Here is a 16,186-nt window from a genome sequence, read left to right as displayed (position 1 = left end):
GAGGTCACCGCCCCGACCCGCCTGCGCGGGTCTGCGAGGGGCCCCGCCCGAGCCGGCGACAAGCCTGAGCTAGGGCATGCGCGACGCGCAGCCGGGATGACACCGTGTCAGCCGGGGGCGGGGCCCCACCTTCCCTGCATGATACGCCCGGGAAGGCGACTCCATGTTATATAGGATGACGCCGTGTCAGCCGGGGGCGGAGCCCCGCCTTCCCTGCACAATACGCCCGGGAAGGCGACTCCATGTTGTAGAGGATGACACGAGGAAGGGCAGCCTCGTCCGAGATGACATGAGGAGGGACAGCCTCACCCGGAATGGCAGGGGGTGGCCTCGCTCAGGATGACGCGAAGTTCTCTCGCTGGTTGCGTTGGCTTATGGACAAGAAAAAGCCCCCTGATGGGGGCTTTTTCTTGTGGGAGCTATTTTGTCGGGTGAGGTTCACCGGGCTGCGTCTGCTTGGTGACGTCCTCTGGCTGGTGTCTGCCCGGGCAGCGCCAGCCTGGCGTTACCCGAACGGCGCCTGCCGTCTGCCCGGGCCACCCGCCCGGCATCAGCCCGGACTTTTCGCTACGGCAGCAGGCCCAGCTTGTCGAGCTCTTCCTTCACGTCGCCCATGCCGTAGGCGTCCAGGCACGCTGCGGTGGGGCAGCCCAGCTGCTCGTCCCAGCCGAAGCAGCGGTAGAGCATGGTGAGGGCGGTCTGGAAGTCGCCCTTGTCCATCTTGTCGGTGCCCTCGGTGAACGCCTTCGCCGAGTCGAACGGCCACTCGGTCACCAGGTCGTGCACGCCGCGGAAGTCGTTGCAGCCCATCTTCCCGCTCGCGTCCTTCATGCCGCGCGCGGTGTTGGCGCGCTGCAGCGTCATGATGCGCGCGCTGGCCTCGTAGAGGTCCTCGGTGGTGACGTCCTCGCCGGTCACGGCCTTGAAGAACTTCGCCTCCAGGTCCAGGTCGCCGCGGTAGTCGCGCGTCTTCGACGGGCTCATGGCCATCGGCCACACCCAGTTGCACAGCGTGAGCGAGTCGTGCAGCACGTCGGTCACGATGCTCCACCAGGCGAAGTTCGCCTTGTTCTCGTTCATGGGCGTGTAGTTCTTGTTGGGGTCGATGGCGTCCGCGCCGCCCCACAGCTCGGCGGCGATCTGCTGCTTGAGCTCGAACGGCAGGCCGCAGCCCTGGAAGTTCACGGCGGAGTGGATCATGTCGTCGCGGTTGAAGATCACGTTGTAGAGCAGGCCCACCTGCCCGAAGCACTCGTGTGCGTGGTGCACCGGCCAGCCGCGGGGGCTGATCAGGGCCGATGCGGCGGTGTCGAACCACTGCATGTCGTTCCAGCGCTCGCACCATGTGGCAGGGCCGTACGCCACGTACGCCAGCTCGGAGTCGTTGCGCGCGATGAAGGGCAGCAGGTCGGCCATGAGCGACGGGTCGTTCTTCGAGAACTTCTCCCAGTCGAAGCGGGCGTACTCCTCGGGCGGCAGCACGCGCTCGAAGACGCCGGTGGCGTAGCAGTGCGCGATGTCGCGGTACAGCTGCGCGTAGTTGCACCACATGCCCAGATCGTCCATGATCGAGCCCATGACCTGGTTCCACACCAGGCTGTCCTCGGAGTTGCTCTGCACGGGGGTCTTGTCGCCCAGGAGGGGGATCATGTAGTTGAACGGGAAGTTCGCCACGCAGGTGTTGCCCGTGATCTCGTGGCCGCCGTTCTCGCCGCTCGCGGGCACGCGCATGTCGGAGTAGCAGTGGATGGGGCAGCTGTGGCAGCCGTTCATCTTGATGGTGTACTTCTCAGCCTCGGGGCCGTCGTCCTTGGTGGACTTCATGCAGCGGTACCCCACGGTGTTGATCTCGCCGGGCTTCGGCTCGCCGGTCTCGATGGGACCGCCCTCGGCGTCGGCCCAGAACAGGCCCTTGCGCGCCGTCCAGCGGGAGCCCTTGTCGTAGTACTCGGCCCACTCCTGCTGCGTGGAGGGCACCACGTGGTTGTTGTTCGAGCCGATGATCTCGCGCAGCATGTAGTCGGAGAGCTCGGCCACGGCCTGCGGGTCGGCCACGTTCACGCTGCCGGTGCCGCGCACCACGACCGCCTTGAGGCCCTTCGAGCCCATGACGGCGCCGATGCCCGCGCCGGCGGAGTGGTTGCGCGCGTTCAGGACGCACGCGTAGGGCAGCAGGTTCTCGCCGGCGGGCCCGATGGTGGCCACGCAGAAGTCAGCGCCCTCCTTGCGGTTGAGCGCCTCGGTGGCGGCGCGGGTGCCCATGCCCCACACGCTGTCGGCGGACTTGATGCGCACGTCATCGTCGTCGATGTAGAGGTAGACGTGCTCGTAGCTCACGCCTTCCACGATGATGGCGTCCCAGCCGGCCAGCTTCATCTTCGCGCCGAGCATGCCGCCGCAGTGCGCGTCGACCACGAGCTGGTCGGTGGAGAAGGTGGACAGCGAGCAGATGGTGGTGCGCCCGGCCAGCGGCACGCCCGAGGCCGTCAGGGGGCCGACGGCGAAGACGATCTTGTTCTCGGGGGCGAGCGGGTTGGTGCCGGCAGGCACTTCGTCGTACATGATCTTGTTGGCGATGCCCATGCCGCCGACGTAGGCCTTGTAGGGCTCGGTCGGCTCCGTGGTGATGGCGCCGGTGGACAGGTTCACGCGGAGGATCTTCCCCGTCCAGCCATATGACTTGTTCGCGTCGCGTTTAGCGTCAGCCATGGTTTACTCCAAATCTCTTCAGGTTGCCGGTGTTGTGTGACCCTGGGCAGCGATTCGGAGCGCTTGGGCAGAGTATGCCCGAACGGCTTTTAGCGGCATGCCCTCTTTGGGGGTAATGTGGGAAAACGCGAGGTCAGCTGGGAGGCGAAGGTAACGCGGCGTTGACGGGGGCGAAAAATCCCTCAAAAGAGGGTATGGCGCCGCGCGCGGGTTGGGCTAAGGTCGCTCCCGTTGTGTGACGGGCTGCGATGAGAGCTCCTTTGCGTCATGCCTGCGCGCGGGCGATGCGTCTCGGCGCGGGCAGGGTTCTTTTTTGAGAAACGAGGGGAGATCACGCATGTCAGAGAACAAGTATGAAGACAATGCCGTCGTCCAGCCGGAAGAGCGGCTCAACGATACGGCTCAGCCTGCCGACGCCAGCGGTTCCGCCGCCGGCCTTGGCGGCGATTCCGCCGGCCCCGCAGGCTCCGCCGAGCCCGCAGGCTCCGGCCAGTCCAAGACGTTCACGCGCCGCAGCGTGCTGGCCATGGCCGGCTGCGGCGTGGCGGGCCTGGTCGTGGGCGGCGTGCTGGCGTCATGGGGCGTGACCGAGCGGTCGATCGCCTCCGGGCGCATCGACATCCGCACCACGCCCACCAAGATGATCGTCACCGACCGCGCGCGCTGCTCCGGCTGCCAGCGCTGCGAGATGATGTGCACGTTGAAGAACGACGGGCGCGTCAGCCAGCACATCGCGCGCGTGCGCGTGTGGGACAACTACAACTACGGCGCCGGCATCGGCACGGGCGAGGGCTCGCTCGGCTCGGGCGGGGGCGCGTGCCAGTTCACGGTTGAGCACTGCAAGCAGTGCGCCGACCCGGCCTGCGCGAACTACTGCCCCGTGCACGCCATCTACGCTGACCCGCACTACGGCGCGCGCATCGTCGACGGCGAGGCGTGCGTCGGCTGCGGCATGTGCGCCCAGGCGTGCCCGTGGAACATGCCGCGCGTCGACACCGAGACGGGCATCTCCACCAAGTGCATCTCCTGCGGCCGCTGCGCCGAGCAGTGCCCCAACGGCGCCATTCAGTTCATCGACTGGCAGGACATCGCGCAGAAGATCATCGACCAGGGCGTCGTGCGCACCGTGACGCTCGTGGAGGCGTAGGGGAAGGAGCCGATCATGTCAGAGAAAACATTGACGAGGCGGACTTTCCTGGAAGCGGGCGCGGGGCTGGCGGCCGGCGCCGCCGTGCTCGGCGCGGCCGGCGCGGCGGGCATGGCGGGCGCGGCGCTCGACCCGGAGGTCGCCCACGCGTGGGGCGGGCCCGTGGTGACCACGGCGCACTCCCTGTGCAACGCCTGCTCGAGCAAGTGCGGCTTCACCGCGTATGTGAGGGACGGCGAGATCGCCCAGGTGATCGGCGACGCGGGGCACCCTTATGCGAAGGGCAAGCTCTGCGCGCGCGGCTACGGCTACCTGCAGATCGCCACTTCTGAGGACCGCCTGACCGAGCCGCTCAAGAAGAACGAGAAGGGCGTCTTCGAGCCCATCAGCTGGGACCAGGCTTACGCCGAGATCGCCGAGAGGGTCCAGGCCATCATCGACGAGGCCGGCCCGGAGGCGCTCGCCATGGTGCAGGACCCGCGCCCGTCCGGCAAGTACTACACCAAGCGCTTCATGAACGCGCTCGGCAGCGCGAACGTGTACACGCACGGCGCGGCGTGCAACCTGTCGAAGGAGGCAGGGTTTACGCAGGTCATCGGCACGGGGAACTACTCGTCCGACGTGGCGAACTCGAAGATGACCATGTTCATCGGCCGCAGCTACGCCGACGCCATCCGCCCGAGCTCCGTCTCCGCGCTGCAGAAGGCGCACGAGCGCGGCGCGCGCATCGTGCTCGTCGACCCGCGCTGCAACAACACCATCGCGTTCGCCGACGAGTGGGTGCCGATCAACCCCGGCACTGACCTGGCGCTTCTGCTGGGCATGTCGCACGTTCTGGTGACGCGCGGGCTCTACTACGCTGAGTACGTGGCGAAGAACGCGGTGGGCTTCGAGGAGTGGGCCGCCTCGCTTGCCGCCTGCACGCCCGCCTGGGCGGAGAGCATCACAGGCATCCCGGCCAGCACCATCGAGCGGCTGGCCGTCGAGTTCGCCGACGCGGCGCCCGCGGCCTCCATCGAGCCGAGCTGGCGCGGGGCGTTCGGCTGCTCGTACGAGAACTCCGGCGAGACGGCGCGCGCGGTGTGCCTGTTCAACACGCTCCTGGGCTGCTGGAACCAGAAGGGCGGCGCGCTCTTCACGCCGAGCGTCTCGGTGGGCAAGCTCGACGAGGCGAAGTTCCCGAGCGTGCCGAAGGTCGAGGCGAAGATCCTGGGCTCCAAGGAGTACCCGCTCTCGCTCTCGAGCATGGGCTCGAACGTCTACGCGGCGCAGCAAGCGCACGCGGGCGTGATCAAGGGCATGTTCTTCTACAACTCCAACATGGCGGCGGGCTACTCCAACACGGCGTTCCTCGCCGAGGCGCTCGGCAGGCTCGACCTCATGGTGGTCGTGGACGTGCAGATGTCCGAGACCGCCCAGCTCGCCGACTACGTGCTGCCCGAGTGCAGCTACCTCGAGCGCCTGGAGCTCCCCGAGTTCATCGGCGGCAAGGTGCCGTGCGTGACGCTGCGCGACAAGGTGCTCGAGCGCGTGCACCCCGAGACGCGCAGCTGCGACGAGATCTTCTCCGAGCTGGCGCGCGCGTGCGGCGTGGGCGAGTACTTCGACTTCACGGTGGAGGAGCTCGCCGACGCGCAGCTTCAGACGGTGGGCCTGTCGCTCGAGACGCTGCGCCAGGCGGGCGGCACGGCGTCGTTCCCCGAGGCGGCGTTCGAGTACGGCAACACGCCGAAGTGGAAGACGCCCACGGGCAAGATCCAGTTCACGAGCGAGGCGTGCGCGGCGGCGGGGCTGTCGCCGTACCCGGTGTGGGTGGAGCCCGCGGTCATGCCCGACGGGGCGGCGGGCACGCTGCGCCTGGTCGGCGGCAAGCAGGCGCACATGAGCCACACCCAGACGACCAACGTCGCCGACCTCATGCAGATCACGAAGGACTACGACCTCGACCGCGTGTGGCTCTCCGCCGACGTGGCGCAGCGCCTGGGCATCGCCGACGGCGACGAGGTGATCGTGTCCAACGAGTGCCACGAGGGGCGCGGGCGCGTCAAGGTGACGCAGCGCGTGAACCCCACGACCCTGTTCATGCCGAGCCACTACGGCTGCTCCTCGCCCGAGCAGCGCACGGCGTACGGCGTGGGCCTGCGCCAGATGGACTTCGTGCCCTTCCGCATCGAGCCGGGCTACGGCGGCATCTGCTCGCAGGAGGCGCTCGTCACGGTTAAGAAAGTAGGTGCATGATGGCACGCTATGGAATGTTGATCGACACGAAGAAGTGCATTGGCTGCTACGCCTGCCGCGTGGCCTGCCAGCGCCTCAACGGCCTTCTTCCCGACGAGAACTTCATCCGCTTCGAGGAGCGCGAGGAGGGCGTCTACCCGAGCGTGGCCGTGGAGCACGTGCCGCTGCAGTGCATGCACTGCGAGGACGCGCCGTGCGCGGCCGTGTGCCCCACGGGTGCCGCGCACATCGGGGCTGACGGCATCGTCGCCGTCGACCAGGGCCGCTGCATCGGCTGTTTGTACTGCATGGCGGCGTGCCCCTACCAGGTGCGCGTGCGCAACTCCGAGACGGGTGCGGTGGACAAGTGCCGCTTCTGCGTGGTGGCCGCGCACGAGTCGGGCACGCAGACGTGCAACTGCGTGGACGCGTGCCTCACCGACGCGCGCATCTTCGGCGACTTGGACGATCCCGGAAGCGAGATCTCCCGCGCCATCGCCGAGACGCACGCGGTGCCCATCGTGGCTGACCTGACCAAGACCAAAGTATTCTACGTGAGGTGATTGAGATGACGTTCGAACCTATCTGGGATGTCATTATCGCGTGTTACCTGTTTCTGGCGGGATTGGGCGGTGGCGCGTTCATCACCTCGACCTTCTTGAGGTGGCGCCATCCCGAGGCGGTGAACATGATTCGCATCGGGCGCGTGATCGCCCCGGTGGTCGTGATGATCGGCCTTGTGCTGCTGATGTTCGACGCCACGGCGGGCCTCCAGAACCCGCTGCGCTTCGCGCTGCTGCTCACCAACTTCGGGTCGGTCATGACCTGGGGCGTGGTGTTCCTCGGCGCCTTCATGGTGGTGTCGCTCGTGGTGGCGGCGCTCGACCTGACGCGGCGGCGCGTGCCGTTCCCGCTCGACCTGGCGGGCGCGGTGCTCGGCCTGTGCGTGGCGGTGTACACGGGCTGCCTGCTCGGCGTGTGCAAGACGTTCCCCTTGTGGAACAACGCGATGCTTCCCATCCTGTTCCTGGTGTCGGCCGTGTCGACCGGCATGGCGGCGGTGCTGGTGGTCGCCATCGTCAAGCACCCCGAGGAGTTCAACCGCGTGGGCGTGCTGAAGAAGTTCCACTTCTGCCTGCCGATCATCGAGCTCGTGCTGGTGGCGAGCCTGCTGTTCATCACGGCCAACGCGGCGTCGGTCGCGGGTTGGAACTCGGTCATGCAGCTGGTGGCCGGCGACTACGTGCTGGCGTTCTGGTTCTTGTTCGTGCTGGTGGGGCTCGTGGGGCCCACGGCGCTGGAGACGTGGCTCTTGTTCTTCAGCCCGCGCGAGTTCGAGGAGTCGCGTCGCGCGCACTGGATCAGCTTCGCCTCCGATGCCGGCGTGCTGGTGGGCGGCTTCGTCCTGCGCCTGCTCGTGCTGGTGGCGGCCCTGCCCGTGACGATGACGGTGCCGTGGCTCTAACTCCCGCGGCTCTCGCTCCTGGGAGCTTGGGCCTTGGGATCTAACTCCCGCGGCTCCGGCTCCCGTGGCTCTCGCCCGGCACCTGCGGCCCTAGCCCTCGCGGCTTTCGCGAAACGGCTCCCTCTCTCCTTGTCAGGCGCCCCGCAGCTTCGGCTGCGGGGCGCCGCTCGTTTGGGGCGGCGGCAGCGGGCTCGGACGTCACCAGCGGAAAGAGGTTGACAAAGCCCACTTAATAACTAGACTTTAGCATAGTGCAGCGGAGATGGGCGCATCTTCGCGCGGGCTTTCGCGCCGGATTCCGATTAGAATGAACGCATCACGAAAGAGGGAGGATGCATCCATGACCGTTTACCGCAACGTGGCCGAGCTCATCGGCCGCACGCCGCTCGTCGAGCTCACCAACTTCGAGAAGAACAACGACCTGGCCGCCACCATCGTGGGCAAGGTGGAGTACTTCAACCCCGCCGGCTCGGTGAAGGACCGCATCGCGAAGGCCATGATCGACGAGGCCGTGGCCGCCGGCAAGATCGACGGCGACACCGTGCTCATCGAGCCCACCTCGGGCAACACCGGCATCGGCCTGTGCGCCCTCGCGGCCATGCGCGGCAACCGCATCATCATCACCATGCCCGAGACCATGTCGGTCGAGCGCCGGCGCCTCATGCAGGCGTACGGCGCCGAGCTCGTGCTCACCGACGGCGCCCAGGGCATGAAGGGCGCCATCGCGCGCGCCGAGGAGCTGGCCGCGGAGATCCCCAACTCGTTCATTCCGTCGCAGTTCACGAACCCGGCGAACCCCGTCGCGCACGAGGCCACCACGGGCCCCGAGATCTGGGAAGGCACCGAGGGCAAGGTGGACATCCTGGTCGCGGGCGTGGGCACGGGCGGCACCGTCAGCGGCACGGGCCGCTACCTGAAGGCGCAGAACCCCGCCGTCCGAGTGGTGGCCGTGGAGCCGGCGGGCTCGCCGGTGCTCTCCGAGGGGCGCGCGGGCGCGCACGGCATCCAGGGGATCGGCGCGGGCTTCGTGCCCGAGACGCTCGACACGGACGTCTACGACGAGGTCATCGCCATCGAGAACGAGGAGGCCTTCGCCGCCGGCCGCGAGCTCGCCGCCCATGACGGCCTGCTCGTGGGCATCTCCTCGGGCGCGGCCGTGGCCGCCGCCGCCAAGCTGGCGCGGCGCCCCGAGAACGCGGGCAAGACCATCGTGGTGATCCTCCCCGATACCGGCGAGCGCTACCTCACCACCGCCATGTTCGACTTCGGTGAGTAGCGCCGAGGGGCGCCGAGGGCGGCGTCCCCGCTGACCCGCGCCCGCGCCCTGCCCCTACTCCTCGTACAGCCCTGCGAGCGCGCTGGTGAGCAAGGCGAGGTAGGCTTCGCAGCCTTTCTTGCCGGTGAGGTGGGTGCCGTCCCCGTCGAAGTACTCGTCGTGGTTGGCGCTCGCCGCGTACCAGTCGACGAGCTCGACGTTGTCGCGCTCGGCAGCGGCTTGCGCGAGCAGGGCGTTGTTGTCGGCCTCGAGCGGCTGGGGCGTGCGGATGTTCACGAGGAACACCCGCTTGTCGGCGGGCACCGCGTCGATCATCTCCGCGATTTGCTCAGACGTGGTGACGCCGTTCGTCCCGATGCTGAATACCACCACCGGCCCGTCCCAGCCCGCGTCGACGTGCTGCTGGTAGACCTCGGGCACGGCGCTGGCGTGGCGGCTGATGACGGCGTCGAGCGTGGCGTTCGGGAACGCCTCGCCGAAGTACCCGTAGCCGCCGTCGTCAGCCAGCGCGCGGCTCACCGAGTCGCCGATCATGAGGAAGCTCGTGTTGTGCGCCTTCTCCTCGGGCGTCTCGCCGGGCGTCTCGGCGAGCATCTGCTCGACGGTCAAGGGCTCCTCCTCCGCCCCGGCGTCGGCGCCTGCCCCTTCCTCGCCGCCGTCGCCCAGCTGCGCCTGGGTGGGGTCGACGCCCTCCTCCATGAGGTAGCCGCCCGTCTGCGTGGCGGTCGGCGGCACCACGACGCAGCACGTCACGGCGGCCAGCAGGAGCGCCGCGGCAGGACCCGCCTGCAGGGCGTGCTCCTTTAGGCTCTCGACCCACGTGACCTCGCCCGCGCGCACCTCCTTCACCACGCGCCCGATGGCGCCGTGGCGGATGGGCGTCTCGACGAAGTAGTACGAGAACGCCGAGACCGCCACGATCACCGCGACTTGCCCCAAATAGGCGTACCACGGCGTGGTGCCCGTGAAGTTCTGCGGGTTCATGAGCAGGAGCAGCGGGTAGTGCCACAGGTAGATGCTGTAGGAGAGCTTGCCCACCCACACGAGCGGGCGCAGCGCGAAGAAGCGCGCCACCAGGTTGGCCGGGTCCACGAGCGCCAGGATGAGCACGCCGGTGAGCAGCGACAGGACGAGGATGCCGCCGTAGTACAAAAACGGCGAGTAGCCGCTGACGAAGGCCATCATGGCGAGGATGCCCGCGAGCGCCGCTGCGCCTAGCGCGCCGACGAGCTTGCGCTGCGAGGCGCCGAGCGCTCGCCGCCCGCGCCCGCACACGCGCGCCGCGGGGAACTCAAACGCCAGCCATGCACCTATGAGCAGGGAGAACGCACGCGTGTCGGTGCCGTAGTACACGCGGCTCGGGTCGCCCTGAGGATCGTAGAGCACGCACATCAGCAGCGCCGAGACGGCGCATGCCGCCAGGATGCCGCGCTGGATGCTCTTCTTCCTCACGCGGTGGCGGAACAGAAGCAGCAGCACGGGCGGCCAGATGAGGTAGAACTGCTCCTCGATGGCCAGCGACCAGAAGTGCGTGACGGGGGAGGGCGCCCCCATGGCCTCGAAGTAGCTGAGGTCCTGGAAGACGTACCACCAGTTGGTGAACCAGAGCAGAGCTGCGACCAGGTCGTTCCGCAGCTTGGTGAGCATGTCGGGCGCGAACACGGCCGTGAGCACGGCGGTGCCCGCCAGCACGAACGCGATGGCGGGGAACAGGCGCCTCACGCGGCGCAGCCAGAACCGCGGCAGGTTGATGGTCTTGCTCTCGCCCCACTCGCGGATGAGCAGCCCCGTGATGAGGTAGCCCGAGAGCACGAAGAAGATGGTGACGCCCAGAAGCCCGCTCGGCAGGAAAGCCGCGTCCATGTGGTACAGCAGCACCGCCGCGACGGCCAGCGCGCGCAGGCCGTCGAGGGCGGGTATGTAGCGTGACTTCGAGCTCATGGCGAAGGCAATCCCCCCAGCGATTCTTGATGTTAGCGCAAGCTCTTATTCTACACGTCGCGAAGGGGAAGACAACGCTTGTCACAAGGTTGTTGCTACTCGCTTCGCAGGGCCTCCACCGGGTCCTTGCGGCTGGCGCTGCGCGAGGGCAGAAGGCCGGCGACGAAGGTGAGGAAGACGCTGATCAGCACGAGCACCGCGGCGGCCTGCCAAGGCAGCTGCGCCACGTCGGGCACGTCGAACAGCGCGAGCACGATGGCGCTCGCGGGGATGCACCCCAGCGCGGTGATTCCCACGCCGAGCAGGCCTGACACCAAGCCCTCGATGATCGTCTCGGCGTTGAACACGCGCGAGATGTCGCCCTTGCTCGCGCCGATGGCGCGCAGGATGCCGATCTCCTTCTTGCGCTCGAGCACGCTGATGTAGGTGATGACGCCGATCATGATGGAGCTCACCACGAGCGAGATGGCCACGAACGCGATGAGCACGTAGCTGATCATGTCGATGATCGTGGTCACCGAGTTCATGAGCGTGCCCACGATGTCGGTGTAGGTGATCGCCTTGTCCTCGGCCCCCTCGGCCTTCATGCGGTCGTTGTACGCGTCGAGGATGCTGATGATCTCCTGCTTGCTCTCGAAGTCAACGGGGTAGATGTCGATGCTGCTCGGCTTGTCGAGGTTCGCGTACCCCAGCTTCGCCAGGTTGTTGTCGAAGGAGTGCTCCTCGGTGGTCATCGTCGACATGATGAGCTCGGTGAGCTCCTCCTCGCTGAGGTTGAGCTGGAACGCGTTGGCGAACGCGTCGGCGTCGATGCTCATGGCGGTGGCCATGTTGGCCGAGAGCTGCGCCATGGAGCGCTCCATGGCTGTGCCGACCTGCTGCTCGAGCGTGCTGGCCATGCTGGTCATCATCACGGTCATGGCGTTCTGCAGGTACGCCTGGACGGCCGTCTGCAGCTGCGCCTGCAGCTGGGTGGTGATGGCCTGCTGGATCGCGGGGACGAGCTGGGCCTGCAGCTGCGCGCTGACCAGGTCCTGCAGCTGGGTCTGCAGCTGGGCGGCCAGGTCGGCCTGCAGGCCGGACAGATCGATGCTGCCCGCGACGGCGGCCTGTATGACGTCTTGCTGCGTGGCCAGGTAGTCGCTCAGGGCGGTCTCGTAGTCGCCGTGGTACTGATCTTTGTTCGCGGCAATCCATGACATGAACCCTTGCATGACCTTGCCCAAGGAGGCCGACAGCTTCGCCGTGTCGACCTTCACCGCGTCGCTGTTGACCTTGAGGTCAAGCCCGCTGAGGTCGAGCTTCAGGTTGCTCAGGTCAAGCCCCGCGCTCGGATCGATCTTGATGCTCGACGTGTCGAAGGGCGGCAGCGACGTGGGGTCGATGCTCACGCCGGACAGGTCGAGCGACATGTCCGACATGCCGGCGGAGAGCTTGCTCTCGTCGATGCGGAAGGCCGACTGCAGCGCGGACTCGTCGACGCTGAACATGGAGTTCATGTCGAAGCCCGACTCGCCCTCGCCTTCCTCCTCCTCGGCGAAGGTCTTGCCGTTGAACACGTCGACGTCGGGGTCGGCCAGCTGGTCTTGGACGATCTGCGTCGCGGCGGCCTGCTCGATCAGATGGCGCGTGAGCTCGGGCGTGTAGAAGATGCCCGAGGAGAGCGCGGTGGCCGTGGCCTCGGGCCGCGGCTGCACGATGCCCGAGATCACGAGGTCCTCGCCGCCGTTCACGAGCTCGGTCATGAAGGCGTCGTCATCGGACTTGTCCACCCACACGTCGTAGTCGGCGTCATAGCGGTAGAAGTCGGCGGCGTTCACCAGCTTGAAGCGCATGGCGAGGATGTCGTCGTAGGTGATGTCGATGTCCTCGAGGTCGACCACGACCTCCTCCTCGTTCATGAACTGGTCCACCATGCCCTTGAGCTCCTCGGGGTCGCGCAGGCCGAGCACGTAGGACAGAAAGTCACTGATGTTGCCGTTCGCCGTGAGCACGAGCACGCACTCGTTGTAGCGCTCGGGCCAGTGGCCGGCCACGACGTCGTACTGCCCCTCCACGATGGAGGAGTTGCCCATCATCTCGGCGAACATGTCGGTTGACATGGACATCGACATCAGGCTGTTGCCCGCGTAGGCCGACGACCCCATGCCCATCGACGAGAACGACGTGTCGGGGTTCACCTGCCGCACGCCGCTCGAGGTGTCGGCGTCGAAGATCTGCGGGGTGACGTTGTAGCCGTAGTCGATGGAGCTCGTGTGCTGCTCGATGCCGCTCTCCCCGCTGTCGAGGTAGGACTTGAGCGAGGCCAGGTCGTTGCTCGCGATGCTCGAGAGCATGCGCGTGATCATGGGCGTCTCGCCGATGGAGCCGTCCGCGCTCCCGCCATCCGCGGCCGCGCCTTCGCCGGCGCTCGCGCCCTCGTCCGCGCCGCCTTCGCCTTCTGCGCCCGCGCCGTCATCGCCGCCGGCCATGTTCGACACCATCATCGACGTCATGTCGAGGCCGGTGGACATGATCTGCAGCGGGTACACCGACAGCGTCTCCTCCTCGACCGACTTGATGTAGTTGTTCACGCCGTTGGCCAGGGCGAGGATGGCCGCGATGCCGATGATGCCGATGGAGCCGGCGAAGGCCGTCATGATGGTGCGGCCCTTCTTCGTCATGAGGTTGTTGAACGACAGCGACAGCGCCGTGAGGAAGCTCATCGAGGTGCGGCGCACCTGCTTGCTCGACAGGCGCATGTCCTCGGGGCCCGGCTCGAAGGGGTCGGAGTCGCTCACGATGACGCCGTCGGCCAGGTTCACGATGCGCGTGGCGTACTGCTCGGCGAGCTCGGGGTTGTGCGTGACCATGACCACGAGGCGGTCGCGCGCGATCTCGGTCAAGAGGTCCATGATCTGGACGCTGGTCTTGGAGTCGAGGGCGCCCGTGGGCTCGTCGGCGAGCAGGATCTCGGGGTCGTTGATGAGGGCGCGCGCGATGGCCACGCGCTGCATCTGCCCGCCGGAGAGCTGCGAGGGCTTCTTGTTCACGTGGTCGGCGAGCCCCACCTGGGCGAGCGCGACGCGGGCGCGCTCGCGCCGCTCGTCGCGCGACACGCCCGACAGCGTGAGCGCGAGCTCGACGTTGGCCAGGATGGTCTGGTGCGGGATGAGGTTGTAGCTCTGGAAGACGAACCCCACGCGGTTGTTGCGGAAGGTGTCCCAGTCGCGGTCCTTGTACTGCTTGGTGGAGATGCCGTCGATGATGAGGTCGCCGGTGTCGTAGTGGTCGAGCCCGCCCACGATGTTGAGCATGGTGGTCTTGCCCGAGCCCGAGGGGCCGAGAATCGCCACGAACTCGTTGTCGCGGAAGGAGACGGACACGTCGTCGAGGGCGACCTGCGTGAAGTCGCCGGTGGTGTACTCCTTGTGGATGTGCTGAAGCTGAAGCATGCGCGCGCCTTTCGTTCGTAGCGCTATTGTCCCGCATGTCGGCGCGACGCGGAAGTGACATGCGTCACGTGTTCCGGCGGGCGCGGCTGCGGGGCGGTCGTTTCTCGAAGGGTATTTTAGTTGCTAAAGTGAGAGGGCCCCGGCGCGGCGGCAAAACTCCACAAGCCTTGCGCGCGTCTTGGGTGCGCGCAAGGCTTGTGACGTGGCGCGTTGCGCTCGCGCGGCCCCTCCCCAGATCTGCTTTCTTTGCGGCAGGGGGGAATAGTCCTCCCGTTCGCAGCACGGCGGCGCTATGATGGGCGCGTACGCAAACCATGAGCTGCATGATCAAGGAGGAACATCCCCATGGACGCACGTGTCTACGAGCTTATCAACGACCAGATCAACAAGGAGCTGTACTCGGCTTACCTCTACCTGTCCTTCGCTGACTACTACGAGGACGAGGGCCTCGACGGCTACGCCAACTGGTACATGATCCAGGCGCAGGAGGAGCGCGACCATGCCCTCATCTTCCGCAAGTACCTGATCGAGAACGGCGAGAGCGTGAAGCTGCTCGCCATCGACCAGCCCGACAAGACGTTCTCCAACCACCTCGAGCCGCTTGAGGCGGGCCTCGAGCACGAGGAGTACGTGACCTCGCTCATCAACGGCATCTACGCCGCCGCCGTCGAGGCGAACGACTACCGCACGCAGAAGTTCCTCGGCTGGTTCATCGACGAGCAGCTGGAGGAGGAGGACACCGCGCGCGACATGATCGACAAGATGAAGCTGTTCGGCAACGACTCCCGCTCCCTCTACGAGCTCAACCAGGAGTACGCGGCCCGCGTCTACTCCGTCCCCTCGCCGCTCGCGGGCGAGTAGGCTGCGAGAGCTGCGAGGGCCGCGATGCCGCGGCGCTTCGGCGCTTGACAGGCGCGTGACGAAAGGCCGGGCTCGCCCGGCCTTTTCGGTATGATGGGGCGTTGAGGAAGGCTGCGCGGCGGCGTGCGGCGCGGCTCGTGGCGGCCGGCGGCGCGAAGCGCGGTGCGTGTTGGTCGGAGGTGCGAAGCGCGGCACGCGGCTGCTGGGGCGATGCGCGGCGGCTGGCGGCGCGGATGCGCGAAGGACGCGGGAGGTGCGAGCATGGAGCAGGCGCTTTTGTGGGCGGCATGCGGAACGGGGTTCACGTTCCTGATGACGGCGCTCGGCGCGTCGACGGTGTTTCTGATGCGCGGGCGCACGAGCGCGATGGCGCAGCGCGTGTTCCTGGGGTTCGCCGCGGGCATCATGATCGCGGCCTCGGTGTGGTCGCTGCTCATCCCCGCCATCGAGCAGGCCGCCGAGACGGGCGGCGAGGCCATGAGCTGGGTGCCCGCCGCAGGCGGCTTCGTGATCGGCGTGGCGTTCCTCATGGTGCTGCACGCGGCGCTGCCGCACCTGCATCCGGGCGCCGCGTCACCCGAGGGCCGGCCCTCGAAGTGGGGGAGGCCGACGCTTCTGTTCACGGCTGTCACGCTGCACAACATCCCCGAGGGCATGAGCGTGGGCCTGCTGTTCGCCATGGCGGGTCTCACGGGCGACGCGGCGACGTTCGGCATGGCCACGGCGCTCGCCGTCGGCATCGGCATCCAGAACGTGCCCGAGGGCGCGGCGGTGGCGCTGCCGCTTCTGCAGGAGGGCATGAGCGCCCCGCGCGCCTTCCTGATGGGAGCGCTCTCGGGCGTGGCCGAGCCGGCGTTCGGCGTGGGCGTGGTGCTGTTCGCGGGTCTGGTCATGCCGTTCATGCCGTGGATGCTCGCCGCGTCGGCGGGCGCGATGATGTACGTGGTGGTGGAGGAGCTCATCCCCGAGTCCCACCTGGGCGAGCGCGAGGGAGCCGGCCTGCGGGCGAGCGCCGGGACCCTCGCCGTGATGGCCGGCTTCCTCCTCATGATGGTCCTTGACGTGTCCCTCGGATAGGGAGCGGGGCTGCAGCGGAAGCTCAAAACAGCCAGCTTGAGCTGATGTGCGGCGAAGCG

10 protein-coding genes are annotated in these 16,186 nt (G+C 67.4%); 7 read left to right on the top strand and 3 right to left on the bottom strand.

Going from position 1 to position 16,186, the window contains the following annotated elements:
- Positions 1 to 567: 567 nt before the first annotated feature.
- A complete protein-coding gene (locus G7Y49_RS04390; protein ID WP_165171344.1) occupies positions 568 to 2,709 on the bottom strand; it encodes an aldehyde ferredoxin oxidoreductase in 2,142 nt (713 codons plus the stop codon).
- Positions 2,710 to 3,046: 337 nt separating this feature from the next.
- Between G7Y49_RS04390 and G7Y49_RS04385 the strand changes: the two genes are divergently transcribed.
- From G7Y49_RS04385 to cysK, 5 genes are all read left to right on the top strand, one after another.
- The gene (locus G7Y49_RS04385; RefSeq protein ID WP_165171346.1) at positions 3,047 to 3,856 is read left to right on the top strand and encodes a 4Fe-4S binding protein; all 810 of its coding nucleotides are present in this window, start codon (positions 3,047 to 3,049) and stop codon (positions 3,854 to 3,856) included.
- A gap of 15 nt (positions 3,857 to 3,871) precedes the next feature.
- Complete coding sequence (locus G7Y49_RS04380) at positions 3,872 to 6,094, top strand: molybdopterin-dependent oxidoreductase (RefSeq protein WP_165171433.1); 2,223 nt, start codon at positions 3,872 to 3,874, stop codon at positions 6,092 to 6,094.
- Positions 6,094 to 6,636, top strand: a complete 543-nt coding sequence (locus G7Y49_RS04375) for a 4Fe-4S dicluster domain-containing protein (protein ID WP_165171420.1) — start codon at positions 6,094 to 6,096, stop codon at positions 6,634 to 6,636. Before G7Y49_RS04380 ends, G7Y49_RS04375 begins: the two co-directional genes overlap by 1 nt.
- Positions 6,637 to 6,641: 5 nt before the next feature.
- Positions 6,642 to 7,538 (top strand): NrfD/PsrC family molybdoenzyme membrane anchor subunit, encoded by an 897-nt coding sequence (gene nrfD, locus G7Y49_RS04370; RefSeq protein ID WP_165171348.1) that lies wholly within the window; start codon positions 6,642 to 6,644, stop codon positions 7,536 to 7,538.
- 340 nt (positions 7,539 to 7,878) lie between these two features.
- Positions 7,879 to 8,814 carry a cysteine synthase A gene (gene cysK / locus G7Y49_RS04365; protein WP_165171349.1) on the top strand — a complete coding sequence of 312 codons (936 nt, stop codon included), beginning with the start codon at positions 7,879 to 7,881 and terminating at the stop codon, positions 8,812 to 8,814.
- Between the two features lie 54 nt (positions 8,815 to 8,868).
- On the opposite strand, the gene G7Y49_RS04360 is transcribed toward cysK, so the two are convergent.
- On the bottom strand, positions 8,869 to 10,755 hold the full coding sequence (locus G7Y49_RS04360; protein ID WP_165171350.1) for an acyltransferase family protein: 1,887 nt from the start codon (positions 10,753 to 10,755) through the stop codon (positions 8,869 to 8,871).
- A gap of 95 nt (positions 10,756 to 10,850) precedes the next feature.
- Positions 10,851 to 14,189: an ATP-binding cassette domain-containing protein gene (locus G7Y49_RS04355; RefSeq protein ID WP_165171351.1), complete on the bottom strand. Its 3,339-nt coding sequence runs from the start codon at positions 14,187 to 14,189 to the stop codon at positions 10,851 to 10,853.
- A 345-nt stretch (positions 14,190 to 14,534) separates the two neighbouring features.
- Here G7Y49_RS04355 and G7Y49_RS04350 point away from each other — a divergent pair, with 345 nt between their 5' ends.
- Complete coding sequence (locus G7Y49_RS04350) at positions 14,535 to 15,050, top strand: ferritin (protein WP_165171352.1); 516 nt, start codon at positions 14,535 to 14,537, stop codon at positions 15,048 to 15,050.
- Between the two features lie 261 nt (positions 15,051 to 15,311).
- Complete coding sequence (locus G7Y49_RS04345; RefSeq protein ID WP_165171353.1) at positions 15,312 to 16,127, top strand: ZIP family metal transporter; 816 nt, start codon at positions 15,312 to 15,314, stop codon at positions 16,125 to 16,127.
- Positions 16,128 to 16,186 lie beyond the last annotated feature (59 nt).

The organism is Adlercreutzia sp. ZJ242, from assembly GCF_011038995.1.
Lineage (GTDB): Bacteria > Actinomycetota > Coriobacteriia > Coriobacteriales > Eggerthellaceae > CAAEEV01.
Note: the sequence above shows the minus strand (reverse complement) of the source record. Positions and strands in the feature narration are given on the sequence as shown.

Bases quoted from the DNA above. Each gene is read 5' to 3' on its own strand.
- G7Y49_RS04390 (WP_165171344.1), bottom strand. From the start codon at position 2,709: ATGGCTGACGCTAAACGCGACGCGAACAAGTCATATGGCTGGACGGGG.
- G7Y49_RS04385 (WP_165171346.1), top strand. From the start codon at position 3,047: ATGTCAGAGAACAAGTATGAAGACAATGCCGTCGTCCAGCCGGAAGAG.
- G7Y49_RS04380 (WP_165171433.1), top strand. From the start codon at position 3,872: ATGTCAGAGAAAACATTGACGAGGCGGACTTTCCTGGAAGCGGGCGCG.
- G7Y49_RS04375 (WP_165171420.1), top strand. From the start codon at position 6,094: ATGGCACGCTATGGAATGTTGATCGACACGAAGAAGTGCATTGGCTGC.
- nrfD (WP_165171348.1), top strand. From the start codon at position 6,642: ATGACGTTCGAACCTATCTGGGATGTCATTATCGCGTGTTACCTGTTT.
- cysK (WP_165171349.1), top strand. From the start codon at position 7,879: ATGACCGTTTACCGCAACGTGGCCGAGCTCATCGGCCGCACGCCGCTC.
- G7Y49_RS04360 (WP_165171350.1), bottom strand. From the start codon at position 10,755: ATGAGCTCGAAGTCACGCTACATACCCGCCCTCGACGGCCTGCGCGCG.
- G7Y49_RS04355 (WP_165171351.1), bottom strand. From the start codon at position 14,189: ATGCTTCAGCTTCAGCACATCCACAAGGAGTACACCACCGGCGACTTC.
- G7Y49_RS04350 (WP_165171352.1), top strand. From the start codon at position 14,535: ATGGACGCACGTGTCTACGAGCTTATCAACGACCAGATCAACAAGGAG.
- G7Y49_RS04345 (WP_165171353.1), top strand. From the start codon at position 15,312: ATGGAGCAGGCGCTTTTGTGGGCGGCATGCGGAACGGGGTTCACGTTC.